Raw genomic sequence first — 25,075 nt, 5'->3', positions numbered from 1 at the left:
AGGAGGCTGTTCCATGCTGAGCCGTATTGCTGAATCACTCTTTTGGATCGGACGCTACGTAGAACGCGCCGACGGTACTTCCAGGATCCTGGATGTGCACCTCGAGCGCCTCAACCACCTGCCTCTCGAAGAGCAGCGCAGCGTCGCCCGCGAACTCCTTGCCGTCATGGGCGCCAAACCCCAGAGCGAGGATTTCGGCCTGCCCGAACTACTCCACGCCCTGGCGTATGACAAGCAGAGCGCGTCCTCCATTGCCGGATCCTTGGGCGCCGCACGCGAGAATGCGCGGCGTGCGCGGGAAACCGTCTCCCAGTCACTGTGGGAAAGCCTTAACACCACCTATTACGGCCTCAACCAGCACCGCAAGGATGTTGTGGGAACGTACCGTTTTTGCAATTGGGTTTTGGAGCGGACCGCCATGGTTCGCGGCCTCGCAGACACCACCGTCAGCCACGATGAAAGCTGGTTGTTCATGGTGCTTGGCCGTTCCCTTGAACGGGCAGACATGACTGCGCGCATGCTCTCAACACGGGATGTGCAGTCCGCAGGAATGTCATGGGTCAACATGCTTCGATGTGCAGGTGCCTACGAGTCCTTCATCCGTACCCGCAGGGCAGCGTTCGGAGACCAGCACGCCGCGGAATTCCTGCTCCTGGATCGTCTGTTCCCGCGTTCGATTGTCTACGCCCTGCGCGATGCCGACGAATGCCTGGCGAAGTTGGACCCGTCGGCGCAGCGCGTTGGCTTCATCAACGATGCCCGGCGCATTGTTGGCCAGGCCCGCACATTCCTTGAGTTCCACCGCACAGATGACCTCATGTCCGAGCTGCCCGAGCACATGGAGCGTGTGCAGAAGGCTGTGACGCAGGCGTCGGACGCGATTTCCCGTAAGTACTTCAATCAGGCTGATGAGCACGCCTGGGTGGGAGAAGTTTCATGACCCGGCTGAGCATCGTCCACAAGACGGCCTACAAATACAATCGCCGCGTGACGTTGTCCTACAACGAAGCCCGGATGACTCCGCTGACCGACGGCCAACAAGTGGTCCTGGAGTCCTCCTTGAAGGTCTCGCCCCACCAGGCATCCGTCAGTACCTACCGTGACTACTGGGGAACACGGGTCACCGCATTCGATATGCAGATGCCCCATGAGAGCCTTGAGGTCCTTGCGACGGCCACTGTGGAAGTGCATCGCACCGAGCGGGTGGCAGTTGAGGATGACATTGTGGGATGGGACGTCATCGCGTCGGACAAGGTCCAGGACGAGTTCAGCGACTGGTTGCCCCAGTCCAGGCTCAGCGGACCCGGCGAGGAAGTCCTGGGTATTGTTCCCGGTGTTGTCGAAGGCAAAAATCCCCATGAGGCAGCCTTGGCCGTCTTTTCGTGGATGGCCGGTGAAATGACCTACATGAAGGGCACTACCGGCGTCACCACCAACGCAGAGCAGGCCTGGTCCCAGCGCCAGGGCGTTTGCCAGGACCTGGCCCACTTGGCCATCGGCGCTTTGCGCTGCAGCGGCATCCCTGCCCGCTACGTTTCGGGATACATCCACCCCAGGTCCACTGCGGACATCGGCGAGACCGTTGCCGGCCAGTCTCACGCCTGGCTGGAATGGTGGGATGGGGAATGGCGCAGCTGGGACCCCACCAACCACAAACCGGCGGGTGACTACCACGTGACAGTGGCGAGGGGCCGGGACTACCGCGACGTTCCGCCGCTGAAGGGCATCCTGTCCGGTGGCGGCGGCTCCGGACTCTCCGTGTCGGTTGAAATCACCCGGCTCGCGTAGGAGTCAACTCGCGCAGGAATGTGAGTACGGATAAGGCCCTTAAGAGCTGCTCTCAAGGGCCTTATCCGTACAAAAACTCCAGGTTTTTACCAGGGCGAAGGCTTGTAGTCCTTCAGGAAGACACCGTACTGGTCCTCGCCCTTTTCACCCATCACGATGGGGTCGTACACGCGGGCAGCGCCGTCCACCAAGTCCAAGGGGGCGTGGAATCCTTCTTCCATGAGCCTGACCTTGGTGTAGTGGGGACGCTCGTCGGTAATCCAACCGGTGTCCACCGCTGTCATGAGGATCCCGTCGGAATCCAACATTTCCTGGGCGCTGGTCCGGGTCATCATGTTCAGGGCGGCCTTGGCCATGTTGGTGTGGGGGTGTCCGGGGCCTTTGTAAGCCCGGGAGAACTGCCCCTCCATGGCTGAGACGTTCACGATGTACTTCCGGTGCGCGGTGGACCGCTTCATGGCATCACGGAGCCGGCTCACCAGCAGGAAGGGTGCCGTGACATTGCACAACTGGACTTCAAGCATTTCAAGAGGATCCACCTCGTCCACAACTTGGGTCCAACTGTTGATGGACGCAAGGTCCGGAACCAGCCCACCGGCATCGATGGCCGTCCCTGACTCAATCCGTTCCAGTGACGCCGATCCGGTGGACAACGCCAGCGAGGTAATCGCGTCGCCGGCCAACACAGGGTGTTCAGTGACGCTGCTCGCGAGTGCCAGTGGGTGCTTGTCGTGCGCGTGGCCGAACGTCACCAGCTCAGGTCCACCGTTGGCGGCTTCCAGCGCGGCCGGCAGGGGCTCGTCTTCTGCGTCGACCAACGGCTTGTAAGCGCCCCCGGAGCGTCGCACGGTCTGCGCTGCATTGTTGATGATGATGTCCAGCGGGCCCGCCTCGTTGAGCGAGTCCGTCAAGGCCATCACCTGGGCCGGATCACGGAGGTCGATGCCAACGATTCGCAGCCGGTGCAGCCAGTCTCCGCTGTCTTCCATGGCAGCGAAGCGCCGGGCCGCATCCTTGGGAAAGCGCGTGGTGATGGTGGTGTGGGCGCCATCGCGAAGGAGGCGCAATGCAATGTACATGCCGATCTTGGCACGTCCACCGGTCAACAACGCCCGGCGGCCCGTGAGGTTGGTGCGGGCATCCCGCTTGCCATGGCTGAAGGCCGCGCATTCAGGGCAAAGCTGGTGGTAGAAAGCGTCCACCTGCGTGTAGTGCTTCTTGCAGATGTAGCAGGGACGCGAGCGGATGAGGTGGCCTGCAATCTCTCCGGTAGCGGAGGGGGCCAGTTTGTTGCCGCGGGTTTCATCGTCTATCCGGTCCGGTGCTGCCGTGGCGGTCAGGGCAATCACGGCGCGGTCAGCTTCGGCAATGGAGTCGCGCTTGGTGACACGGCGGTGGCGTTTGACGGCTTTGAACATCTTGCCGGTGGCACGCCGGACGGCAACATAGTCCGGGTGCTCTTCGTCATAGACGTGGATCGTGGTCAGAACCTTGAGGCAGGCCTGGATCTCTTCAGGCGTCAGATCGGTGGAGCTCATTGACCTGATTTTACAGCCTTGGGACCCTATGGCCTGCCTCGGGTGCCCGCCATGTCAGCGGGGGTGCCGGCCGGTTAGTTGGCGGCGCCCTGTGTTGCAGCATCTGCCACGCGTGACTGGATCCCGGCAGCTACCTTTTCAGCGGAGTCACGGATGTCGGGGTCGTCGTGCGTTGCAGCTTTGACGGCTTCCGGGAGGCCCCGGCGGTGCTGGGCGGACAACGCCAACTCTGCCTCGCCGGGCTCAGGAACCACTTGCCCCTTTGCCAGGACAGTGATGCCGGACTCGGTGACCTTGTACCCGCGGGCCTTGTCCAATGCTGGGTCCAAGCCGATGGCGGCACCGGCTGGAACCTTGACGTTCTTGTCGAGGATGGCCCGCTTGATGACGGCGCCTTCGCCGACGCGGACTTTGTCCATCAGGACAGAGTCCTGTACACGGCTTCCAGCCGCAACGTAGGCGTCGTTGGAGAGGACGGAGCCCTCAACGATGCCTCCGGAAATGACAACACCGCTGGCAACAATCGAATCGAGGGCGGTACCCACCGTGTTGTTCTCGCCCCGGACGAACTTTGCCGGCGGCGAAATACTCTGGCGGGTGTAGATGGGCCACTCGGAGTTGTACAGGTTGAAAACCGGTACAGGCGAGATGAGGTCCATGTGGGCGTCGTAGAACGAGTCGATGGTACCGACGTCGCGCCAGTAGGTCCGGTCCCGATCTGTGGCGCCGGGGATGTCGTTGAGTGTGAAGTCGTACACGCCAGCTTCGCCCTGGTCGACGAAGTACGGAATGATGTCGCCACCCATGTCGTGTTTGGTGTCCAGTCGTTCCGCATCCACATGCAAGGCCTCAACCAAGGCGTCCGCATTGAAGACATAGTTACCCATCGAGGCCAGGAACTGCGTGGGATCCGCTGCCAGCCCGGGGGTGCTGGCAGGTTTCTCCACGAAGGCTGCAATCTTCTGAGGATCGTTCTGGTCGACCTCGATCACGCCGAACTGGTTGGCCATGCTCAGCGGCTGGCGCACTGCGGCGACAGTAGCCTTGGCACCACTGGCAATGTGTTGCTCCACCATCTGGGAGAAGTCCATGCGGTATACGTGGTCAGCGCCGACCACTACCACGATGTCCGGGGCGTCGTCATGGATGAGGTTCAGCGATTGGTAAATGGCATTTGCACTGCCAAGGAACCAGCTTTTGCCCACGCGCTGTTGCGCCGGTACAGAAGCCACGTAGCGGCCCAGCTGCGTTGACATGCGCCAGGTTTCCGAGATGTGCCGGTCAAGGCTGTGCGATTTGTACTGCGTCAGAACGACGATTTTCAAATATCCCGAATTAACGAGATTGGATAGTGCAAAGTCAATTAACCTGTAGCCGCCTGCGAACGGAACCGCGGGCTTGGCCCGGTCCGCCGTCAGCGGCATGAGTCGGTTGCCTTCTCCGCCTGCCAATACGATTGCCAGAACTTTCTTCAACGCCATGGTCACAGCTCCCCGTACGTCTTCGTATCCCCCAAAAGTCCGATTTTCCGGACTCTTTCACACTAGAACACATACGCCGGAACGACTACGTTGGTTAGCGTGCGAATAGACATTGTGACTAAAGAATTCCCTCCGGAAATTTATGGCGGTGCCGGTGTCCACGTTGCCGAGCTCAGCCGGGTGCTGGCAAAGCACGTCGACCTTCATGTGCGGGCGTTCGGCGCGCCGCGTGATGCCGACTATCACGGGGCCACCGTGGCGTCCTACGCCACGCCCGAAGACCTCGGTGAAGCCAACCCTGCCCTCCAAACCTTGGGCGTGGACTTGAGGATCGTTCCGGACATTGCGGGAGCGGACCTGGTCCACTCGCACACCTGGTACGCGAACATGGCCGGCCACCTCGCCTCGCTTCTGCACGGCATTCCCCATGTGCTCAGCGCCCACAGCCTGGAGCCCCTCCGCCCGTGGAAGGCAGAGCAGCTCGGAGGCGGCTATGCGCTGTCCTCCTGGGTGGAGAAAACGGCATACGAGGCGGCCGCGGCGATCATTGCCGTGTCCGAGGGCATGCGCCAGGACATCCTCCGGAGCTACCCGGATGTGGACCCGGCAAAGGTTCGCGTAGTCCACAACGGCATCGATGTTTCCCTGTGGGAACGTGATGAAGAGGACGACGCGATCCGGGCCCTTGGCATCGACCCTGCCAAGCCCAGCGTTGTCTTCGTGGGCCGCAACACCCGCCAGAAGGGTGTCCCGTACCTGCTTCGCGCCGCTTCGAGCCTGCCCGACGACGTACAGCTCGTCCTGTGCCTTGGTGCCGCCGACACTCCGGAACTCGCCGCCGAGACTGCACGCCTCATTGAGGAGCTGCAGTCCAAGCGCCAAGGCGTCATTCTCATAGAGAGGATGCTGCCCCGGAAGGAACTCATCCAGGTGCTCAGCCATGCCACAGCCTTTGCCTGCCCGTCCATTTACGAGCCCCTCGGCATCGTAAACCTCGAAGCGATGGCATGCGGTGCCGCGGTGGTGGCCAGCGCCACCGGCGGCATTCCGGAAGTGGTCCAACATGGCGAAACCGGGCTGCTCGTCCCGTTGGAACAGGTCACCGATGGGACCGGGACGCCATTGGACCCGGAGAAGTTCGTCAGCGATTTCGCTGCTGCGCTGAACGAAGTGGTGGCCGACCCAGCCCGCGCCCGCGACATGGGCAAGGCAGGCCGGCGCCGGGCAGAAGAGCATTTCTCCTGGGAGTCCATCACGGAAACAACGCTTGAGGTCTACAGGTCAGTCCTGCGCTGATTGGGCCGGGACCAGGGCCCACCCTTGAGTCCGGACAGTAGGCCAAACCACGACGGCGCCGCCCCCTTTGGTGGGGACGGCGCCGTCGTGCTTTGCAAAAGTTCCGCAACTGTTCACCGCTCGGTAGCGGAGAGCTGCTAGCGGGCTTTTGCCGCCTTCAGGGCTAGAAGCGTTTTCTCGTCGGCGGGAGCGCTGCCGCTGGCGCGCTGTTCGCGGAAGTGCTTCCGGGCCTCGTCCTGGCGGCTGGCTTCTGCGCCTGTGGCGATCGAGGCCCGCAGGTGCTCGGGCCCGTAGCCGAAAGCGTCGACCAGGTCCACGGCGTGCGGACGGATCTTGACGAGCAAACGATTAATGTAGGTACCCACTGTCCGCCCGCGCTGCATCGAGAGGCGACCGTTCATGAGGTACCACGAGAGGTGCTTCTCAATCAGGGACAGGCCGAAGAGGTCGCGCAGCCACGTAAGGACACGCTTGGTTCCCTCATCCGGTGCGTGCGTCAGGGCTTCGGTGAAGGCTTCCCACTGCAGAAGTTCCGCGTGTGCCTGCGCTGCTTCGATGAGTTCGTGCTGGTGCTGGTTGAACAGGGCCGCCGCCTGGTGCTGGGGAAGCTTGTTCGCCCCCTTCAGTGCCGCGCCGACTTCGGCAACCATGGACTGCACGCGGTCGGCAAGCAGGGTCCGCTGGCCTTCCTCGTCCCGCAAAGCCAAAGCCGCTTTCTGGACCGACCCCGTGTCGGCGACGAATTGGGCCACCTGGCGAAGACCTGTCCGGTGCAGTGCCACGCCTGCGGCCTGATCCACTACATAACGCGCAAGCACACCGAAGTCTGCGCTGCGGAATTCCTTGGCGTAGTCGGCGAGGAGGCGTTTGGCGACCAGTTGCAGCAGGACGGTGTTGTCGCCTTCGAAGGTGACGTAGACATCGAGGTCGGCCCGCAACGAAGCAAAGCGGTTTTCGATCAGGAAACCGGCGCCGCCGCAAGCTTCACGGCATTCCTGAAGCGTATCCAGGGCGTGCCAGGTGCTCAGTGGCTTCAGCGCGGCTGCCAAGGTCTCCAGGTCCTGCCGGTCAGCGTCGGTGTCATGGGCGCCGGAGAAAACGTCGTCGAACTTCTGCAGGAGCTGTTCATGGGCGAAGCTGGCCGCGTAGGTGGTGGCCAGCCTGGTGAACAGGCGGCGCTGGTGCCGCTGGTAGTCCAGCAGGACTTCCTCGTCCGTCGCTGAGGAAGCGTTGAACTGACGGCGCTCGGTGGCGTACTGGATGGCAGTCTTGAGCGCCACTTTGCTGGCGGCGACCGCGGCTCCGTCCAAGGAAACGCGGCCCTGGACCAGGGTGCCCAGCATGGTGAAGAAGCGGCGTCCCGGGCTCTCGATGGTGGAGGAGTAGGTACCGTCCACGGCGACGTCGCCATACCGGTTCAACAAGTTGGTGCGGGGGATCCGTACGCCAGTGAAATGCAGCCGGCCATTGTCGATGCCGTTGAGGCCGCCCTTGATGCCGTCATCTTCGCCTCCGATGCCGGGGAGGAATTCCTTGGTTGCTGGATCGCGGAGCTCCACGTAGAAGGCATGGACGCCGTGGTTGACGTTTTGGGTAATCAACTGTGCGAACACCACTGCGGCGAGGCCATCATTGGCCGCGTTGCCGATGTAGTCCTTCCACGCCGCCCGGAAGGGGGTGTTGATCACGAATTCCTGGCTGGCTTCGTCATATGTTGCCGTGGTTGCAATGCTGGCAACGTCGGAGCCGTGTCCGGTTTCTGTCATTGCGAAGCAGCCGGGGATCTCCAGGCTCATGATCCCGGGAAGCCACTTGTCGTGGTGCTCAACAGTTCCAAGATGCATCACCGCGGAGCCGAACAGTCCCCACTGAACTCCGGCCTTGATTTGAAGTGAGGGGTCAGCCGTGACCAGTTCCTCGAAGCCGGCAATGTTTCCGCCGTGATCGTCGGAGCCTCCCAGCCGGGTAGGGAACGCCCGATGGACTGCATTGTTGTCCACCAGGAATTTGAGCTGCTCGAACACGCGGGCGCGGTGCTCGGTGTGATGCATTCCTTCAATCTTCTGCACTGCCGGATTACCGGCCACTTCACGTGCCTGGTGGCGGATGTGGGCCCACTTGCCGAGGAGTTGCTCTCCGAGCGCGGCGACATCAACCGCAGGCTCGACGCCGGTGGCGGCGGCGTCGCTGCCTGAGGGCTGATGGGCTGATGGGGTCCGGTCCACTACTTCAGTCATGTTGCTTCCTTCTTTGGTTCCGACAACTGATGAGTCATTGCTGGTGTCAGGTGGTGGTTTTGAGTGCCGGGGCAATACCGAGGCACAGCCAATCGGTGATCTGTCCGGCCATTGTTGCCTGGTCAGGTTTACCGGCTCCGGCGGGACTTCCCAGCCACATTTCGCCTGCGTTCCTGACAAGTCCTATGGCCGCGGTGGGCCAGTAGACAATGACGGCTTCCTTCTCTGCACCCAGGTACTCCCGCATGGGTTTGGCGATCATGTCCGTGATCTGCTCGAAGAAGTTACCCAGTGCGCCGGACGCGGCGATCGCGTCCTGCGCAGATGCCTCTCCGGGGCTGAGCCGGGTGATGAACGCATACACGTTGGGGCTGGATTCAGCCATTTGAAGGTAGGCGGAGACCATGGCGAACAAGCCCTCGCGGGGCGTCTGCGCACGTTGGGTCGCTTCCTGCATGCGGCGCTGCATCTGGCCAAGCACTACCTCGCCCATGGCTTGCTGAAGTCCGGCTTTATCGCCGAAGTAACGGTAGTAGACGGATTTCGATGTTCCGGCAGCTCCCGCGATGTCCTCCATGGAAGCGTCACTGCCCAGCTTGTGAACAGCCTTCCGCGCTGCCCTGATGAGCTCCCGGCGACGTTCTTCGCGGTGTGACTGCCAGCGTGCTGCCCGCCCGTCAACCAAGGGTCCCGTGTCGGCGGAGGCATCCACCGGCGGAACGGGGGACCCGCCCGTCCGGTTACCGGCGGCGGTGATGGTTTCTTCGTGCTCGCTGTTCACGATACCCAGCGTATCAGGTACGCTGGGTATCAGTAACTGGCTTTGATCAAAGGAGACAACATGGCTGTAGCAGACGAGACCTCAGGCGGAACCCGGAACCAGGGTTCCGCGCCCCAGGCACCACGCGCCGCTGTGATCGTCGGTGGCAACCGCATCCCGTTCGCGCGGACAGGTGGCGCCTACGTCAAGTCGTCCAACCAGGACATGCTGACCGCGGCGCTGGAGGGGTTGATCGCCAGGTTCGGGCTGCAGGACGAACGCATCGGTGAAGTGGCAGCGGGAGCCGTCCTCAAACACTCGAGGGACTTCAACCTCACCAGGGAGGCCGTCCTCGGATCCGCTTTGTCCCCTGAGACCCCGGCATATGACCTCCAACAGGCCTGTGCCACGGGGCTTGAGACAGTGATCGGATTGTCCAACAAGATCAAGTTGGGGCAGATCGATTCAGCCATTGCCGGCGGAGTGGACTCGGCATCCGATGCCCCGATCGCGGTCAGCGAAGGACTGCGCGAGATCCTGCTGGACCTGAACCGCGCGAAAACAGCCGTGCAGAAGTTAAAGATCATCGGCCGGATCCGCCCCAAGGACCTGGCGCCCGACGCACCGAACACGGGCGAGCCACGCACCGGCCTGTCCATGGGCGAACACCAGGCACTCACCACAGCACAGTGGAAGATCACCCGTGAGGCCCAGGACGAGCTCTCTTTCAACAGCCACCGCAACCTCGCCGCCGCATACGATCGCGGCTTCTTTGATGACCTCATCACCCCGTACCGGGGGCTCAACCGCGACTCCAACATGCGGGCCGACACCACGCTGGAGAAGCTGTCCTCGCTCAAGCCCGTCTTCGGTAAGAATCTTGGCTCCGAGGCCACCATGACCGCCGGCAACTCAACGCCGCTCACCGATGGTGCGTCCACAGTCCTTCTGGCGACGGAGGAGTGGGCCGACGCCCATGGCCTACCCAAGCTTGCAACGGTCCTTGATGGCGAAGCCGCAGCAGTGGACTTTGTCCATGGCAAGGACGGCCTGCTCATGGCGCCGGTCTTCGCTGTTCCCCGATTGCTGGCCCGTCATGGATTGACGCTTGAAGACATCGATTTCTTCGAAATCCATGAGGCCTTCGCTGGAACTGTCCTGAGCACGCTGGCTGCGTGGGAGGACGAGGAGTTCGGCCGGACACGCCTCGGCTTGGACGGAGCCCTCGGCAAAGTGGACCGGGCCAAGTTGAACGTCAATGGATCATCGCTTGCCGCCGGGCATCCGTTCGCTGCAACGGGTGGCAGGATCGTGGCCTCCCTTGCGAAAATGCTGCACGAGAAGGGCTCTGTCGACGGACGCCCGGCACGGGGCCTGATCTCTGTTTGCGCCGCTGGCGGCCAAGGCGTCGTCGCTCTTCTGGAAGCAGCATAGGGGAACTCCATGACAGACAAATACACGCAGCTCGTGAGTCAGGGACTGGGCAAGGACGTTGCCAAAAGGCTCGGTCTGCCGCAACCCGTGGTGCTTCGTCGATACCAGCCCGGCGCCCCGCTGGTGACCGGTCCCGTCCTGGTTGTCGGCGACAGCGCAGGAGCAGATGATATTGCCACGACCCTCCTGGGTTGGGGCTTGGACGTGCGGCGAAACGCCTTGCCCAAGGAGAAACTGGGCGCTATTGTCGTGGTGCTCGACGCCGTCCAGCATCCCCGCGATTTGAGCAAATCCGTACTGACTGCGGGCACCTCCCTCCGGGACCTGGCCGCCAATGCCAGAGTGGTCACGATCTCCAGGACGTCACAGTCGGCCCCAAGCCCTGCGTCAGCTGCTGCGCGGCAGGGCATCGACGGCTTGCTGCGGTCGCTGGCCAAGGAACTGCGGGCCGGCGCGACAGCCAACGGCATACTCCTCGACGACGACCTCGCGACCACCAGCCCCTCGGCACTGGGCGCACTCAGGTTCTTCCTTTCCGGGCGCTCCGCGTACGTGGACGGACAATTCCTGACGGTCCGATCCACCTCAGGCAGCCTGCCCAACAATTCAGACAAACCGTTGGCCGGGAAGGTCGCAGTGGTCACCGGAGCCGCCCGGGGCATTGGTGCGGCCATCGCCCGGACGCTCCACCGTGATGGTGCCAAGGTCATCGCAGTGGACATCCCGGCAGCCGGGGACCATTTGGCCGCAGTGGCCAACGATGTTCGAGGCACGGCACTTCAACTCGATATCAGTCGCGAGGACGCTGGGCATAGAATCATCGAGCACGCCGTGGAACGTTATGGCCGGCTCGACGTCGTGGTCCACAACGCGGGAATCACGCGCGACAGGCTCCTTGTCAACATGGACGAAGCCCGCTGGCAATCTGTCATCGCGGTCAACATCGCAGCGCAGCTGAATATCAACGAGGCCCTCCTGGCGTCGGCGCATTTCAAGGACGCGCCCCGCATCGTCTCGGTGGCCTCCACCAGTGGCATCGCAGGTAACAGGGGCCAGACGAATTATGGAGCCTCCAAAGGCGGCGTGATCGGCATGGTCAGGTCAACAGCGGCGTTGATGGAGCCGTTCGGCGGCACTATCAACGCCGTTGCCCCGGGATTCATTGAAACCGACATGACCGCCAGGATGCCCTTTGCCATCCGCGAAGCCGCCCGTAGGCTGAACTCGCTCAAGCAAGGCGGCCAGCCCCAGGACGTAGCCGAGGCAATCTCCTTCCTGGCCAGCGATGCCGCCGGAGGTATCTCGGGCGAAGTACTGCGCGTCTGCGGACAACAATTGGTGGGAGCATGATAGACCCACAGCCGGTGGTGCTGGGCGAGCTGCCGTCGCTGTCCAAGCTCTATGTCAATGCGGCAACAACTGCCGCGCGTCGGCGGGTACTCGGGGCATCTACGGGAGAGAATCGGTTGCCGGCCGTCAGCCACGAAGTCAGGAACGTCCTGGCCGACGTTGGAAACCTGACCGCCTACCAACACCTGGTGGGGGAGTCAGCCAGTGACATCCTGCCGGCGGGCTACGTCCATGCGCTGGCCTTCCCGGTATCCATGAGCGTGATGAACCGTGATGACTTTCCGTTGCCGCTTCTGGGAATGATCCACCTGAGGAACCACGTGGAGCAGCGGGCACCCATCGTTTTTTCGGAGGCCCTGGACATCCGGTCGTGGGCAGAAAACCTGGCCGGCCACAAGTCCGGAACCCAAGTGGACGTGGTGGCGGAAGTCCGTTCATCTTCGGCCGGGGAACTGTTGTGGCGCGGCGTCTCCACGTATCTGGCCAAGGGCGTCTTCATTCCGGGCATCGACAAACCGGGCAGTCCAAACGGTGCGACGGGACCCGCCGACTTTTCACCCCCGGATCCCACCGCGCTGTGGCAACTCGGTTTGGACATCGGTCGCAGCTACGCCACAGTCTCAGGCGACTTCAATCCGATCCACCTCAGTATTCTCTCCGCGAAGGCACTGGGATTGCGCGGGTCCATAGCCCACGGTATGTACCTGGCCTCCCGCGCACTTGCCGATGTTGGGGCTGTCAAGGCTGATTCCTTTTCGTGGGATGTAGCTTTTGAGGCCCCAGTGTTCCTCCCAGCGCGCGTTGCCTTGGACATCGCGACAGTCCATTCAGGGTCCGGAGGTTGGGAGCGCTCGGACTATGTGGCGTGGAATCCACGCAGCGGCCGGCGTCACTTCACAGGCACAGTTTCAGCTATGTCCTAAAGCAAGCACGGACGACGGCGGCAGCTACCGTGAAGTGACTGCCGCCGTCGTCGCTATTCCTTGAGACCGCGAGGTGGTGGATTCCGCCGTTTGCTCCGGTCCGCAAGGTGGCCGTCACGTCACCCGCGGCGTCCGGCTGGAGAGTCAGTGTTCTTGCCACCTGGCCGGGACCGAGAAAGTCTTCGCGCCTGGCCATCTTTGCCTTATGTGAGCAGGGAAGAAACAATTGTGATCAACCTCGCATTGAAGGTTGAGCAGCGACTTGGCGCAAAATAAACAAGGCCCGGAATCCGTGGATTCCAGGCCTTGCGATTGTGCGCGGAGGGGGACTTGAACCCCCACCCCCTTTCGAGGACTAGCACCTCAAGCTAGCGCGTCTGCCATTCCGCCACCCGCGCAGGTGGTATTCAGATGGGCCGTTTCGCACCTTCCGGTGCTTCACTTTCCTCCGAAGCAGCGAGAAAAACTCTAACACGGTTTCGGGTAGCTGAAAAATCGGCGCTGGTCAGGGCGCCTTCCATGGACGCCCGGCGACCCGTGGCGCAACCAATGCCTGACTCAGGTCGCTGCTGGTGAGTAGGCTGATGGGACACGGGACGGGCTGCGGAATCCGCAAGGCGCGTCGCCGGAACCTGCAGCCCAGCCACGCAAGGAGAGTTTCCATGTCTGTCATCCGCCCAGAAGACGAAGTCGTCCGGATCTGCCAGGAGCTCATCCGCATTGACTCCTCCAACTTCGGCGACGACTCAGGACCAGGAGAGCGTGCCGCAGCGGAATACACCGCCGGGCTCATCACCGAAGTAGGTCTCGACGCCGAGATCTTCGAGTCCGCCCCGGGGCGGGCAAACGTTGTAACCCGCCTGGCGGGGGAGGACCCCTCAGCCGACGCCCTGGTGGTGCACGGTCACTTGGACGTTGTTCCTGCCCTTAAGGACCAGTGGAGCGTTGATCCTTTCAGCGGTGAACTGAAGGATGGGCTGGTATGGGGCCGCGGCGCCGTGGACATGAAGGACATGGACGCCATGATCCTGTCGGTCATGCGCGACTTTGCCCGGACGGGCCGCAAGCCCAAGCGCGACATCGTCTTTGCCTTCTTTGCCGACGAAGAGGCCGGCGGTACGTATGGTGCGCGGTACGCCATCGAACATCGGCGCGAGCTCTTCGACGGCGCCACCGAGGCAATCTCCGAGGTTGGCGGATTCTCAGCCACCATCGGTGGCCAGCGGACCTACCTGCTCCAAACTGCCGAAAAAGGGCTGTCCTGGCTGCGACTCGTGGCGCACGGGCGGGCAGGGCACGGCTCCCAGATCAACACCGACAATGCCGTCACCAGGCTTGCAGCTGCAGTAACCAGGATCGGCGAGTACAAGTGGCCGGTGGAACTGACGCCTACCACGCGGCAGTTCCTCGACGGCGTGACTGAACTGACCGGCGTCGAATTCGATGCCGAGAACCCGGACATCCTCCTGAAGGAGCTGGGCACGGTGGCCCGGTTCGTGGGCGCCACGCTGCAGAATACGTCCAACCCCACGCTGCTGCGCTCCGGCTATAAGCACAATGTCATCCCCGAGTCTGCCGAGGCCTTCGTGGACTGCCGCACCTTGCCCGGCCAGCAGGAACTGGTGTTCGAGACCATCAAGGAGCTTGCCGGCGACGGCATCGACATCAGCTACGTCAACAAGGATGTGTCCCTTGAGGTCCCGTTCGCAGGCAACCTGGTTGATTCCATGATCGATGCCCTGCACTCCGAGGATCCCGGCGCCAAGGTGCTTCCGTACACGCTCTCCGGCGGCACGGACAACAAGTCGCTGAGCAAGATCGGTATCACCGGCTACGGCTTCGCTCCGCTGATGCTGCCCGACGAGCTCGACTTCACGGGCATGTTCCACGGTGTCGATGAGCGTGTTCCGGCCGAGTCACTGCAATTCGGCGCCCGCGTCCTGAACAGGCTGCTCAGCAACTACTAACCGCTATCACCAGAAGGAGGCCTGGCCATGGCTCCCGAAGAAATCCTTCCCGACGCCCTGCTTGAGCGCCTGCGCGGTCGCGCGGCCGGCTACGACCAGAACAACGGGTTCTTCCACGAGGATCTGGAGGAGCTGGCGGCGGCCGGTTACCTTAAGCTCTTCGTGCCTGAGGTCGACGGCGGATTCGGGCTCGGTCTCGAAGCGGTAGCTGCCTTGCAGCAGCGGCTCGCCACAGCCGCCCCGGCCACAGCACTGGCTGTGAATATGCACCTGGTGTGGACCGGCGTCGCGCATGCCATGACGGCGAGGGGCGATGACTCATTGGACTTCGTCCTGAAGGAAGCCGGCCGAGGAGAAGTGTTTGCCTTCGGTATTTCCGAAGCGGGCAACGACTCCATGTTGTTCGATTCCGGCACTGTGGCGGAGCCACTGCCCGATGGAAGCTACCGCTTCACCGGCAGGAAGATCTTTACAAGCCTTTCACGTGGCTGGACCCGGCTGGGTACGTTCGGTAAAGACGCGGAAGCACGGGAGGGAGAGGGTGAGCTCGTCTTCGGCTTCCTCCGACGGGACGAGCCTGGACACGAAACCCTCAGCGACTGGGACACTTTGGGGATGCGGGCAAGTGCTTCGAACACTACGCTTTTGCACGGCGCCGTCATTCCAGCGGATCGGATCTTCCGGAAGTTGCCGGTGGGGCCCAATAAGGACCTGCTGATCTTTGCCATCTTCGCTTGCTTCGAAACGCTTCTGGCCGCGGTATATACGGGTGTCGCCGAGCGGGCTTTCACCCTTGGGGTGCAGAACGTCAAGCAACGCGTGTCGGCGAAGCATGGCGGACGCAGCTTCGCCCAGGATCCTGACATCCGCTGGAAGGTTGCCGACGCCGCTTTGGCCATGGACGGCATCTCCCCGCAGATATCCACGATGGCCCGCGACGTGGACAATCTGGTGGACCACGGAGCCCAGTGGTTCCCCAAACTGGTGGGACTCAAATCCCGGGCTACGGAAAACGCACGCCACGTGGTGGACCTGGCGATCCGGGTCACGGGCGGATCCAGTTACTTCAGGGGTTCCGAGATGGAGCGCCTCTACCGGGATGTCCTGGCGGGTATCTTCCATCCATCCAATGACGAATCCGCGCACAACACGGTGGCCAACGCATGGTTGGGGCCGTTGGAGGATCAGGGGGCCTGACGGCGCCTAGACGGTTCGCTGCACGGAATAGACCTTGCGGCGGAGCCAGAAGCGCCTGCCACCGCCAACGTAGAGCACGCTGCGTTCGAGCTCCCACTTGCCATACTCGGAATGTTCGGCGAGCCGGCGGCGGGCATCGGGCAGCGAATCGTCAGGTCCTACCGTCAGGACGAGGTACTCGTACTGACGTGCATAATCTCGTTGGCGCTCCACGGAGCTACCCGGAAATTGTTCTCTCATCCCTCTCCATTTTCGTCCTTTTCCGGCTAACGTGAAGTCATGAGCATCGATCCGCGTGTCGCGCTTCAATCATTGACCGCCGCCCTTGAAGAGCACCTGGCCGCCGCATCCGCCCGGCGCGGTGAGGGCGACCCCAACGTCGAGGCCGCATTTTTCGGCGTGGCCGATGCCTTCGAAGTTTATGAGGACGCACTCTATGAGGCGTATTCCGAGGTTACTCCGCTGCAGGTCTTCGACGACGAGGAGGAAGACGACGAGGAGATCTCCGACGAAGACCTCGAGATCGTCGAGGACTGAATATCCGACGAACCGGCCGCCCTCGGGTGGCCGGTTTTTTTGTGCCGCTGTGGTCATTTCAGTGGTGGTTCCGGCCCGTGTTTCCGCGGTTTATCGTCCTCCAGGCACGTAGTCCCGTCAACGCCAGCTAGGTACTTGCACGTAGGGGCCATAGGTAATCCTGCGCAAAGTTGAGTATCGACTACTGGTGCGCCTCCGGTCGGCCGCAGCTTCACTGATAGGTAGGCAACGGCAGGTCTCCAAAGAAGGCTGACATGGTAAAAGTTCCAGTCTTGCGTTTAGGCAAGGTAGCGGCACCCAAAGGTGCGGCCCATGCCCCCGCGGGGTCGGCCTTCCCGGTTCAACCCGTCGTCGCCGACGTCAATCCGCCGGTGTCTCCCTGGATTGGCAAGTCCGCTGCTGCACAGCGGACTGAAAAGGCGGGACTGGCGGCGCTGAGGCCGGATGTCACCCTGGACCTCGTGCTGCCGCCAGTCACCCACCGCCGCCCGCGGGCAAAGGCTCCCCACAAGGACCGCTTGACGTGGACACGCCTCCTGACCAACAGCCTCCGCCTGGCTGACACGGCCTTGGTTGCCGGCGCCGTCATTGCCGGACTCGTCGTGAATACAAACGGAATGGCCCTGGTGGCCGGCAGTCCTGCCCAGCCAAGACACCTGGTGCTCGGATTGATTCTTGGGGTGGTATGGCTGGCGGCCCTGGAGGTATACAGGACCCGCGATCCCAAAGTTCTGGGCGTCGGTCCCGAAGAGTACAAGCGCGTACTCTCGGCAAGTTTCCGGGTCTTTGGATTCCTCGGCATCGTAGCGGTGGTTTTCCGTTTGGAGGCCGTCAGCTCCTTTGTCCTCATTTCCTTGCCCCTGGGCCTGGTAGCCCTGACGGGCAGCAGGTGGGGTTTCCGCCGGTGGCTAAGCCACGAGAAGTCACGTGGACGTTGCCTCTCACGCGCGATCGTGGTGGGTGAGCCCCAGGACGTCAGGTACGTCATCAAGCAGATCAATCGGAAGTCCGGTGCTGCCTACGACATCCTTGGCGCCTGCCTCCCCGGGGCGCGCCGCGGCACTGTCCTTGCGGTGGACCACCTGCGCGTCCCTGTCTTGTCTTCGATCTACGGTGTTGCCAACACTGTCCGGCAGACCGGCGCCAATGCGGTGATCGTGGCCGGGCCAGTGCCTGGTGGAAACCAATTCATCCAGGAGCTCGGTTGGCGGCTGGAGGAGAACGCCGCCGAATTGGTCCTGGCCGCGACCCTGACCAACGTCGCCGGGCCGCGCATCCACTGGCGGCCCGTTGAAGGGCTGCCACTGATGCATGTGGATATTCCGCACTACTCCGGGGGCAAGCACACGTTGAAGCGGCTCATGGACATCACGGTATCGGCAACCGCCTTGCTGGTCCTGGCGCCGGTCTTTCTCATCCTTGCCGTGATCGTCCGCGCAGACAGTCCCGGGCCTTTCCTGTTCAGGCAGGAACGGATCGGAAAGCAAGGTACCACTTTCCAGATGCTGAAGTTCCGTTCCATGGTGGTCGACGCCGAAGCCCATCTGGATGCACTCAGCAACCAGGACGAGGGCGCGGGCGTGCTTTTCAAGATCCGCGGCGACCCACGCGTCACCCGCTGCGGCCGGTGGATGCGGAAGTACTCCCTGGATGAACTGCCGCAGTTCTGGAACGTCCTGGTAGGAAACATGAGCCTGGTGGGGCCCAGGCCGCCGCTGTCCCGGGAGGTCAGCGGCTACGAGCGCCACACACACCGCCGGCTGCTGATCAAGCCGGGGATCACTGGGTTGTGGCAAATCAACGGACGCTCCGACCTGCCGTGGGATGAGGCAGTCCGGCTGGATCTCTACTACGTGGAGAACTGGTCAATAGCGGGGGACTTAATGATCATGTGGCGGACCTTCCGGGCCATGACCCGGCCGTCCGGCGCCTACTAGTGAAAGTCACGCATTACCTGACAAGAACCGCGCTATCACACAGAAGTCGAGTGGGAAATGAGCATACGAACTATTCCATCAGGACCACTGAACGGCCACGCACTGCGGCCACAGCTTCGCATTGCAGTGGTCGGGGCAGGGTACTGGGGACCTAATCTCGCCAGAAACTTGAAGGCCAGCCCCGACTGGGACCTGGTGGCCATTTGTGACCTCGACGTCGAACGTGGCCTAAGGCTCGCCGAGACGGTTGGTGGCGTGGCCGTCGTCGAGTCCTTGGACGAACTCCTGGACACATACAACCTGGACGCCATCGCAGTGGCGACGCCGGCACACACCCATCACGGCGTCGTGATGACTGCGCTGCGCGCCGGCAAGCATGTGCTGGTGGAAAAACCGCTGGCTGACAGCCGCGCCAAGGGCCTGGAAATGGTGGAGGAAGCCAAAGCCAGGGGACTGGTACTAATGGCGGACCACACCTACTGCTTTACCCCCGCTGTCCTGAAAATCCAGGAGCTCGTGGCCAGCGGCGCGTTGGGCGACATCCTGTATGTCGACTCCGTCCGTATCAACCTGGGACTCGTCCAACCGGACGTCAATGTCTTCTGGGACCTGGCTCCCCATGACCTCTCCATCCTGGACTTCGTCCTGCCCGGCGGGTTGCACCCCACCGAGATCGCCGCCCACGGAGCGGATCCGCTGGGTACCGGCAGGGACTGCGTGGGACATTTGACCTTCGGCTTACCCAACGATGCCATGGTGCACATCCATGTGAACTGGCTCAGCCCCACCAAGATCAGGCAAATGATCATCGGTGGGTCAAAGAGGACCCTCGTCTGGGACGACCTCAATCCGCAGCAACGCCTCAGCGTCTACGACCGTGGCGTCAGCCTGGAACACCAGCCGCGGTCGGCCGCTGACAAGAGGACTTCGGCCATCTCCTATCGCCTTGGCGACACGTGGTCCCCGGCGCTTCAGGAAAGAGAGCCCTTGGGCCAGGTGGTGGCCGAGCTGGCTTCTTCCATCCGGAACCACACCATGCCCCGTACCAGCGGTGAGTCCGGGCTCCGGGTCCTTTCTGTCCTTGAAGCAGTGACCCAAAGCCTGAGCACGGACGGGCAGTCCACCGTGGTGGCCGGCAACGAGGTCAATCTTCAGGTCGCGCGGTGAAAGAGCTGCTGGGGGCCAACATCCTGGTCACAGGCGGTGCCGGAACCATAGGGTCCACCCTTGTTGACCAATTGCTCGACGCCGGTGCGGCGCACGTTGACGTCCTGGACAACCTGGTGCGCGGACGCCTGGCGAACCTTGACGGGGCCCTGGCCAGCGAACGCGTTCAATTGGTGCAAGGGGACCTGCGGGACCGCGACCTGGTACACGGGCTCACCCGCGGCAAGGACCTGGTCTTTCACCAGGCAGCCATCCGCATCACCCAGTGCGCCGAGGAACCGCGGCTTGCACTCGAAGTGCTGGTCGACGGGACGTTCAACGTTGTGGAGGCTGCCGCCGAACACAAAGTGGACAAGCTCATTACGGCCTCCAGTGCCTCCGTCTATGGCATGGCGGAAGACTTTCCCACCAGGGAAAGCCACCATCACCACAACAACGACACCTTCTACGGTGCGGCGAAATCGTTCAACGAAGGCATGGCCAGGAGCTTCCGGGCGATGTCCGGCCTGAACTACGTTGCCCTACGGTACTTCAACGTCTACGGGCCGAGGATGGATGTCCATGGCCTGTACACCGAGGTGCTGGTCCGCTGGATGGAAAGGATCGTTGACGGCCTCCCGCCCGTGATTTTCGGCAGTGGCCAGCAAACCATGGATTTCATCCATACAGCCGATGTGGCCCGGGCCAACGTCCTGGCAGCAGTCAGCGACGTGAACGAAGGGGTCTACAACGTGGCCAGCGGCACCGAAACCAGCCTGGCCGAACTGGCACATTCGTTGCTGTCCGTCATGGATTCCCCGCTGCACCTTGAACATGGGCCGGAAAGGGCAGTCAACGGCGTGGCACGCCGATTGGCGGACACTTCAGCCGCACGCGAGCACCTCGGATTCGAGGCTGCGGTCGGCTTGGAAGATGGACTGCGTTCGCTAGTTTCCTGGTGGCGGCCGCTCCGTGCAGAGATTGCCGCTGCACGGACTGCCAACGGACCGGCTGCTCCTGTCGTTGGTGCGCGATGACTACTTCCGAAACCCGATTGGCACGCATCGACGTCATGAAGCCGTGGCTCGGCGAGGAGGAAGCCCAGGCGGTGGCTGAGGTCATTGCTTCTGGATGGGTTGCCCAAGGACCCAAAGTACGGCAGTTCGAAGATGCCTTCGCCGTGGAACAGCAGGCAGGATTCGCTGTGGCAACTTCCAGCTGCACCACGGCCTTGCACCTGGCGCTGGCCGTCCTGGATGTTGGCCCGGGCGATGACGTGGTGGTCCCTTCGTTCTCCTTCATTGCCACGGCCAACGCAGCCACGTACGTGGGAGCGCGTCCGGTGTTTGCCGACGTCGACCCCCTCACCGGATGCCTGACAGCCTCAACAGTGGAGGCCGCCCTGACGCCGGCCACCAAGGTCGTCATAGCCGTCGACCAAGGAGGGGTGCCCGTTGATCTGGCCCCCCTCCGGGCATTGTGCGACCCCCTTGGCATCACGGTGGTCGAAGACGCTGCCTGCGCCATCGGCTCCCGATACCAAGGCCGTCCTGTTGGGTCAGGCGCAGACGTAGCCGCGTGGTCATTCCACCCCCGCAAAATACTCACCACAGGAGAGGGCGGAATGCTCTCCACCTCGCGGAAGGAACTGGCCGACAGGTCACGACGCCTCCGTGAACACGCCATGAACGTCTCTGCCGCTGACCGGCATGCCAGCGTCCTGTCACCCGCTGAGGAATACCTCGAGGTGGGGTTCAACTACCGCATGACCGACATGCAGGCGGCCGTCGGACTTGTCCAGCTGGGTCGGCTGCGGAGGGCCGTACAGCGCCGACGGGAGCTCGCAGCAACCTACGCAAACGCGTTCGCGGGCATCGAGGGCCTCCGGCTGGTCAGCGACCCGGACTATGGGATCAGCAACTTCCAGTCCTGCTGGCTTGAGGTTGGTCCAGGATTCCCAGTGGGACGTGACGGGTTGCTGTCCGTCCTGGCCGAGGACGGCATCTCGGCCCGACGCGGCATCATGGCCGCGCACCGCCAACCGGCGTACGCGGGCAAAGACACCGGCAACGCCGCACTGGACGCCACTGAATGGCTGACGGACCACACACTCATCCTGCCCCTGTACCACCAACTCGCATTGCATGACCAGGTCCGCGTCATCGATTCCGTACTTCGGGCCGCGGGTCGATTGACATGAGTGAACTCCTCCTCATCGCAGCAAGTGGCCTGGCCAGGGAGGTCCTGGCCATGGTCCGCAGCAGCGGGCCGTTCGACGTCATTGGAATCCTCGACGACGACGAAGACAAACTGGGGCGCGTGGTGGATGGCGCCCATGTCCTTGGCCCCATCCGCGACGCCTTGAAGTTCCCCCACGCTCTGCTGCTGATCTGCATCGGATCCGGGGCCGGGCGGGAAAGCGTCGTGATGCGGCTCAGGACCCTCGGGCTGGACGAAGACCGCTACGCCACAGCCATTGACCCTTCCGTCCAGGTGCCCGAAGGTTGCCTGATTGGACGGGGCAGCATCCTCCTGGCACATGTGAGCATGACCGCGTCCGTGACCATCGGCAACCATGTGGTGGCAATGCCGGGAGTCACGTTCACCCACGACGACGAGATCAGCGACTTCGCGACCTTCGCCTCAGGCGTGTCACTGGGCGGGAACGTCCACATCGGCCGGGCTGCCTACATCGGGATGAACGCCAGTGTCCGCGAGCGCACCTCCGTCGGAGCGAATGCAACCATTGGCATGGGCGCGGCCGTCCTGACCGATGTTCCTGATGACGAGACCTGGGCAGGCGTTCCGGCACGTGTGATCAGGCGGGGGAATTCTCCCGCGTTGGAGGGCATCCAATGAAACTGATGCGGCCTGTCGCTTTGCAGCACTCAACGAGCGTTTCGGTGGTGGTCCCGTGCTACAACTACGGGCGGTACCTGCCTGACGCTCTGGCCAGCGCGTTGACACAGGAGGGCGTGGACGTTGAGGTCATCGTGGTCGACGACGCATCCACCGATGGCAGCGCCGCCGTTGCATGGCGTCTGGCGTCGGAGGATCCGCGCATTAGCGTGGTTCTCCACGAGAAAAACCAAGGGCACATCGCCACGTACAACGACGGACTCTCCAGGGCCCGGGGGCGCTACGTTACCCTCCTCTCCGCCGATGACGTGATCGCTCCGGGCGCCTTGGCGCGGGCTGCAGCGTTGATGGAGGCCAACCCGCGGGTGGGAATGGTCTATGGCCTGCCCAAGGATTTCACCGATCAGCCGCCGCCCGTTTCCACGCATGAGCACGCCACGTGGAGTGTGTGGGAGGGGAAACAGTGGATTTCCCTCGCGTGCACCCGCGGAAGAAACTTCATTCTCTCCCCGGAAGTGGTCATGCGGACCGACGCCGTGCTCAGCGTCGGCGCCTACAGCACCACGCTGCCGCACTCCGGGGACCTCGAGTACTGGCTGCGGGCCGCAGGCTCCTGGGATGTCGGACGGATCAATGGTCCGGTGCAGGCGTTCTATCGGGTCCACGGAGCCAACATGCATCAAACTGAGTTCGCGGCGGCCGCCGTGGACCTCAAACACCGGCTGGATGCCTTCCGCGTCCTCGAGGACCCCCGCTTTCCGACGAACCCCAAGAGCCGGGCACGGCAGTTGCAGCGGGCTAAATATGCACTGAGCAGGGAAGCTGCGCACCTGGGGTTCAGGGAGATCAACAGGGGCGGGTCAATGGAGGCCGCCGTTGAGCTGCGGAAGTTCATCGAGTGCCTGCACGAGGTTCCTGGCAACATCCATAGGGCCAACGCGTTACAAGCCAGGATCACCCGCGGTGCCCGTGGTCGGAAACCAGGGGTCGGGAGGCAGGCTGCCGAGTTTGCACGGGGCCAACTGGACCGGGTCCGTTGGCGTATCTGGGCCATGACGGGAATCTCGTGACCGAGGTGCGCGGTCAGGACCGCACGCTGGGCAACCGGGCTGCGAGCGCCACGCTCTGGGGCGGGGTCAACATGGCCCTGGGCAGGGTCGTCCAGTTTGCCACCACCATCATCGTGGCCCGCATGATCGCTCCGGAACACTTCGGGGCGCTCGCGGTAGCAATTGTGGTCCAAACGATCGCCACGAACATGGCCGAGCTTGGAGCCACTGCAGCGCTTGCCCGGGGCAACGGCGACCCGGACAAGATTGCTCCTACTGTCTTCTCCATTGCACTGGTGACCAGTGGCGTCATGACAGCGGCTGCTGTTGCCCTCGCGCCTGCTTTGGCGGCGGCTTTTGATGACCCGGCCGCGACCCCGGTGATCCAGGTGTTGTCAATCACCATCCTCCTGCAAGGCATTGGCGCTGTGCCTTCGACCATGGTGTGGCGGGAGTTCCTGCAAAAGCCGCGTGTCGTCGTCGACCTCTGCAGCCTGGTGACCGTGCTGGTCCTTGTGGTTCCCATGGCTTTGGACGGTTGGGGTGCCATGGCGCTCGCCTGGTCCAGGGTCGGTGGCCAGCTTGTTGCCATGGCCGGGTATTGGATCATCACGCCGAAGAGGTACGCACCGGGCTTTGACCGTTCAGTGGCCGTGGAGATCCTGCGCCTGGGCATGCCGCTTGCCATGGCCAACCTTGTGGTGTTCGTGACGCTGAACGTGGACTATCTGATGATTGGGCGGATGCTGGATCCGACGGCACTGGGCCTGTATCTCCTTGCATTCAACCTGGCAGGCCTGCCAAGTTCAGTGATCACGGCTGTTATCCGCGCCACCGCGGTGCCTACGTTCGGCAGGCTCTTCGCAGAGGGGACGCTCGGGCCCCTGGCGGCCAGGTTTGTCACGGGCGTCTCCTACTGCGCTTTTCCGATCTCGGCGATGGTGATCGCACTGGCCCATCCGCTGATCGTGACTGCCTATGGTGGGGCCTGGGCGCCGGCGGGAATTGCGCTTGCGACGCTGGGAGTATTCGGCGCCACCAGGATCCTTGTGGAGCTCTTTGCTGACTTGAGCGTCGGGGCAGGCCGTACCGTGTGGCTCTTTTGGGTCCAGGTAGCCTGGCTTGCCGCCCTCACGCCGGCCCTTTTCCTTGGCGTCACGTGGTGGGGAATTGCCGGGGCTGGGATCGCCCACGCAACAGTGGCCTGCCTGGTGGTCATTCCCCTGTATGTACACTCCCTCACATCAGTACTGCAGACCACTGCCTGGCAGCTGCTTCGTGGAAGCATCCCACCTCTGGCGGCTGCCACAGTGGCTGGGACCGCTGCCTGGCTGGCTACCCAGGGGATGGCCAATCCGGGCGTCGCCCTGGCAGCAGGCACCCTGGTGGGCTCGACTTTGTACGTACTCCTGACGTTCCGCCAGGGCAAGCAGCTGGTGACGGACGTTCGTGGTTTGCTTCAGGCCAAGGGTGCAGCGTCCGCACCGTCACATGCCGGCACGGCGGGAAGCGCGGGCACGCCGTGAAACCCAAGGCATTGGTGACAGCGCGCCTGGTCGCGAAGCGGCTTCGCAGG

Annotated in this window: 22 protein-coding genes and 1 tRNA gene; 16 read left to right on the top strand and 7 right to left on the bottom strand. The window is 62.9% G+C overall.

Going from position 1 to position 25,075, the window contains the following annotated elements; all coding sequences use genetic code 11:
• The first annotated feature begins 13 nt into the window (after window positions 1-13).
• Together ACSSVG_RS21155 and ACSSVG_RS21150 are read left to right on the top strand one after the other, a co-directional pair.
• The gene (locus tag ACSSVG_RS21155) at window positions 14-940 is read left to right on the top strand and encodes an alpha-E domain-containing protein (protein WP_026540668.1); all 927 of its coding nucleotides are present in this window, start codon (window positions 14-16) and stop codon (window positions 938-940) included.
• Window positions 937-1,788, top strand: coding sequence for a transglutaminase family protein (locus ACSSVG_RS21150; RefSeq protein ID WP_231342125.1), 852 nt, complete (start codon window positions 937-939; stop codon window positions 1,786-1,788). Before ACSSVG_RS21155 ends, ACSSVG_RS21150 begins: the two co-directional genes overlap by 4 nt.
• An 86-nt stretch (window positions 1,789-1,874) precedes the next feature.
• Here the strand turns inward: ACSSVG_RS21150 and ACSSVG_RS21145 are convergent, their stop codons facing one another.
• The gene (locus ACSSVG_RS21145; RefSeq protein ID WP_231342117.1) at window positions 1,875-3,326 is read right to left on the bottom strand and encodes an SDR family oxidoreductase; all 1,452 of its coding nucleotides are present in this window, start codon (window positions 3,324-3,326) and stop codon (window positions 1,875-1,877) included.
• Window positions 3,327-3,400: 74 nt separating this feature from the next.
• A complete protein-coding gene (gene glgC / locus ACSSVG_RS21140; RefSeq protein ID WP_231342114.1) occupies window positions 3,401-4,813 on the bottom strand; it encodes a glucose-1-phosphate adenylyltransferase in 1,413 nt (470 codons plus the stop codon).
• 93 nt (window positions 4,814-4,906) lie between these two features.
• Between glgC and glgA the strand changes: the two genes are divergently transcribed.
• Entirely contained in the window at window positions 4,907-6,103 is a 1,197-nt protein-coding gene (gene glgA, locus ACSSVG_RS21135) for a glycogen synthase (protein ID WP_231342113.1), read from the top strand.
• 137 nt (window positions 6,104-6,240) lie between these two features.
• Here the strand turns inward: glgA and ACSSVG_RS21130 are convergent, their stop codons facing one another.
• Together ACSSVG_RS21130 and ACSSVG_RS21125 are read right to left on the bottom strand one after the other, a co-directional pair.
• Entirely contained in the window at window positions 6,241-8,340 is a 2,100-nt protein-coding gene (locus ACSSVG_RS21130; RefSeq protein WP_253468249.1) for an acyl-CoA dehydrogenase family protein, read from the bottom strand.
• A 46-nt stretch (window positions 8,341-8,386) separates the two neighbouring features.
• A complete protein-coding gene (locus ACSSVG_RS21125) occupies window positions 8,387-9,121 on the bottom strand; it encodes a TetR family transcriptional regulator (protein WP_492416139.1) in 735 nt (244 codons plus the stop codon).
• Between the two features lie 60 nt (window positions 9,122-9,181).
• Here ACSSVG_RS21125 and ACSSVG_RS21120 point away from each other — a divergent pair, with 60 nt between their 5' ends.
• The 3 genes from ACSSVG_RS21120 to ACSSVG_RS21110 are packed head-to-tail and all read left to right on the top strand — an operon-like array spanning window position 9,182 to window position 12,807.
• The gene (locus tag ACSSVG_RS21120; RefSeq protein WP_492416137.1) at window positions 9,182-10,534 is read left to right on the top strand and encodes an acetyl-CoA C-acetyltransferase; all 1,353 of its coding nucleotides are present in this window, start codon (window positions 9,182-9,184) and stop codon (window positions 10,532-10,534) included.
• Window positions 10,535-10,543: 9 nt separating this feature from the next.
• Window positions 10,544-11,884, top strand: a complete 1,341-nt coding sequence (locus ACSSVG_RS21115) for a 3-oxoacyl-ACP reductase (RefSeq protein WP_492416135.1) — start codon at window positions 10,544-10,546, stop codon at window positions 11,882-11,884.
• The gene (locus ACSSVG_RS21110; protein WP_231342105.1) at window positions 11,881-12,807 is read left to right on the top strand and encodes a MaoC/PaaZ C-terminal domain-containing protein; all 927 of its coding nucleotides are present in this window, start codon (window positions 11,881-11,883) and stop codon (window positions 12,805-12,807) included. Before ACSSVG_RS21115 ends, ACSSVG_RS21110 begins: the two co-directional genes overlap by 4 nt.
• Here the strand turns inward: ACSSVG_RS21110 and ACSSVG_RS21105 are convergent.
• Together ACSSVG_RS21105 and ACSSVG_RS21100 are read right to left on the bottom strand one after the other, a co-directional pair.
• Entirely contained in the window at window positions 12,797-13,003 is a 207-nt protein-coding gene (locus ACSSVG_RS21105; protein WP_492416133.1) for a hypothetical protein, read from the bottom strand. The two genes, ACSSVG_RS21110 and ACSSVG_RS21105, sit on opposite strands and share 11 nt — an antisense overlap.
• Before the next feature lie 119 nt (window positions 13,004-13,122).
• Window positions 13,123-13,205: transfer RNA gene (locus tag ACSSVG_RS21100), tRNA-Leu, on the bottom strand.
• A 264-nt stretch (window positions 13,206-13,469) separates the two neighbouring features.
• Here ACSSVG_RS21100 and ACSSVG_RS21095 point away from each other — a divergent pair.
• Together ACSSVG_RS21095 and ACSSVG_RS21090 are read left to right on the top strand one after the other, a co-directional pair.
• Window positions 13,470-14,774 (top strand): M20/M25/M40 family metallo-hydrolase, encoded by a 1,305-nt coding sequence (locus ACSSVG_RS21095; protein ID WP_492416132.1) that lies wholly within the window; start codon window positions 13,470-13,472, stop codon window positions 14,772-14,774.
• Window positions 14,775-14,801: 27 nt separating this feature from the next.
• Complete coding sequence (locus tag ACSSVG_RS21090; RefSeq protein WP_492416130.1) at window positions 14,802-15,971, top strand: acyl-CoA dehydrogenase family protein; 1,170 nt, start codon at window positions 14,802-14,804, stop codon at window positions 15,969-15,971.
• A gap of 6 nt (window positions 15,972-15,977) precedes the next feature.
• Here the strand turns inward: ACSSVG_RS21090 and ACSSVG_RS21085 are convergent, their stop codons facing one another.
• Window positions 15,978-16,211, bottom strand: a complete 234-nt coding sequence (locus tag ACSSVG_RS21085) for a DUF5703 family protein (RefSeq protein ID WP_159699602.1) — start codon at window positions 16,209-16,211, stop codon at window positions 15,978-15,980.
• Window positions 16,212-16,250: 39 nt separating this feature from the next.
• Between ACSSVG_RS21085 and ACSSVG_RS21080 the strand changes: the two genes are divergently transcribed.
• From ACSSVG_RS21080 to ACSSVG_RS21045, 8 genes are all read left to right on the top strand, one after another.
• Window positions 16,251-16,508: a hypothetical protein gene (locus tag ACSSVG_RS21080; protein WP_231340166.1), complete on the top strand. Its 258-nt coding sequence runs from the start codon at window positions 16,251-16,253 to the stop codon at window positions 16,506-16,508.
• 254 nt (window positions 16,509-16,762) lie between these two features.
• The gene (locus tag ACSSVG_RS21075; RefSeq protein WP_492416127.1) at window positions 16,763-18,445 is read left to right on the top strand and encodes a sugar transferase; all 1,683 of its coding nucleotides are present in this window, start codon (window positions 16,763-16,765) and stop codon (window positions 18,443-18,445) included.
• 57 nt (window positions 18,446-18,502) lie between these two features.
• Window positions 18,503-19,612, top strand: a complete 1,110-nt coding sequence (locus ACSSVG_RS21070) for a Gfo/Idh/MocA family protein (protein WP_492416125.1) — start codon at window positions 18,503-18,505, stop codon at window positions 19,610-19,612.
• A complete protein-coding gene (locus ACSSVG_RS21065) occupies window positions 19,609-20,628 on the top strand; it encodes an NAD-dependent epimerase/dehydratase family protein (protein ID WP_253468252.1) in 1,020 nt (339 codons plus the stop codon). Before ACSSVG_RS21070 ends, ACSSVG_RS21065 begins: the two co-directional genes overlap by 4 nt.
• On the top strand, window positions 20,625-21,791 hold the full coding sequence (locus tag ACSSVG_RS21060; protein WP_492416123.1) for a DegT/DnrJ/EryC1/StrS family aminotransferase: 1,167 nt from the start codon (window positions 20,625-20,627) through the stop codon (window positions 21,789-21,791). Before ACSSVG_RS21065 ends, ACSSVG_RS21060 begins: the two co-directional genes overlap by 4 nt.
• A complete protein-coding gene (locus ACSSVG_RS21055) occupies window positions 21,788-22,450 on the top strand; it encodes an acetyltransferase (protein ID WP_231340161.1) in 663 nt (220 codons plus the stop codon). The genes ACSSVG_RS21060 and ACSSVG_RS21055 overlap by 4 nt, the downstream gene beginning before the upstream one ends.
• Entirely contained in the window at window positions 22,447-23,520 is a 1,074-nt protein-coding gene (locus ACSSVG_RS21050) for a glycosyltransferase family 2 protein (protein ID WP_253468254.1), read from the top strand. The genes ACSSVG_RS21055 and ACSSVG_RS21050 overlap by 4 nt, the downstream gene beginning before the upstream one ends.
• Window positions 23,517-25,025 (top strand): oligosaccharide flippase family protein, encoded by a 1,509-nt coding sequence (locus tag ACSSVG_RS21045; RefSeq protein WP_253468255.1) that lies wholly within the window; start codon window positions 23,517-23,519, stop codon window positions 25,023-25,025. Before ACSSVG_RS21050 ends, ACSSVG_RS21045 begins: the two co-directional genes overlap by 4 nt.
• The last annotated feature ends 50 nt before the right edge of the window (window positions 25,026-25,075 follow it).

It is taken from the genome of Paenarthrobacter sp. E2MeOHC11 (assembly GCF_058744955.1).
This window is presented reverse-complemented; position numbering and strand designations above follow the sequence as displayed.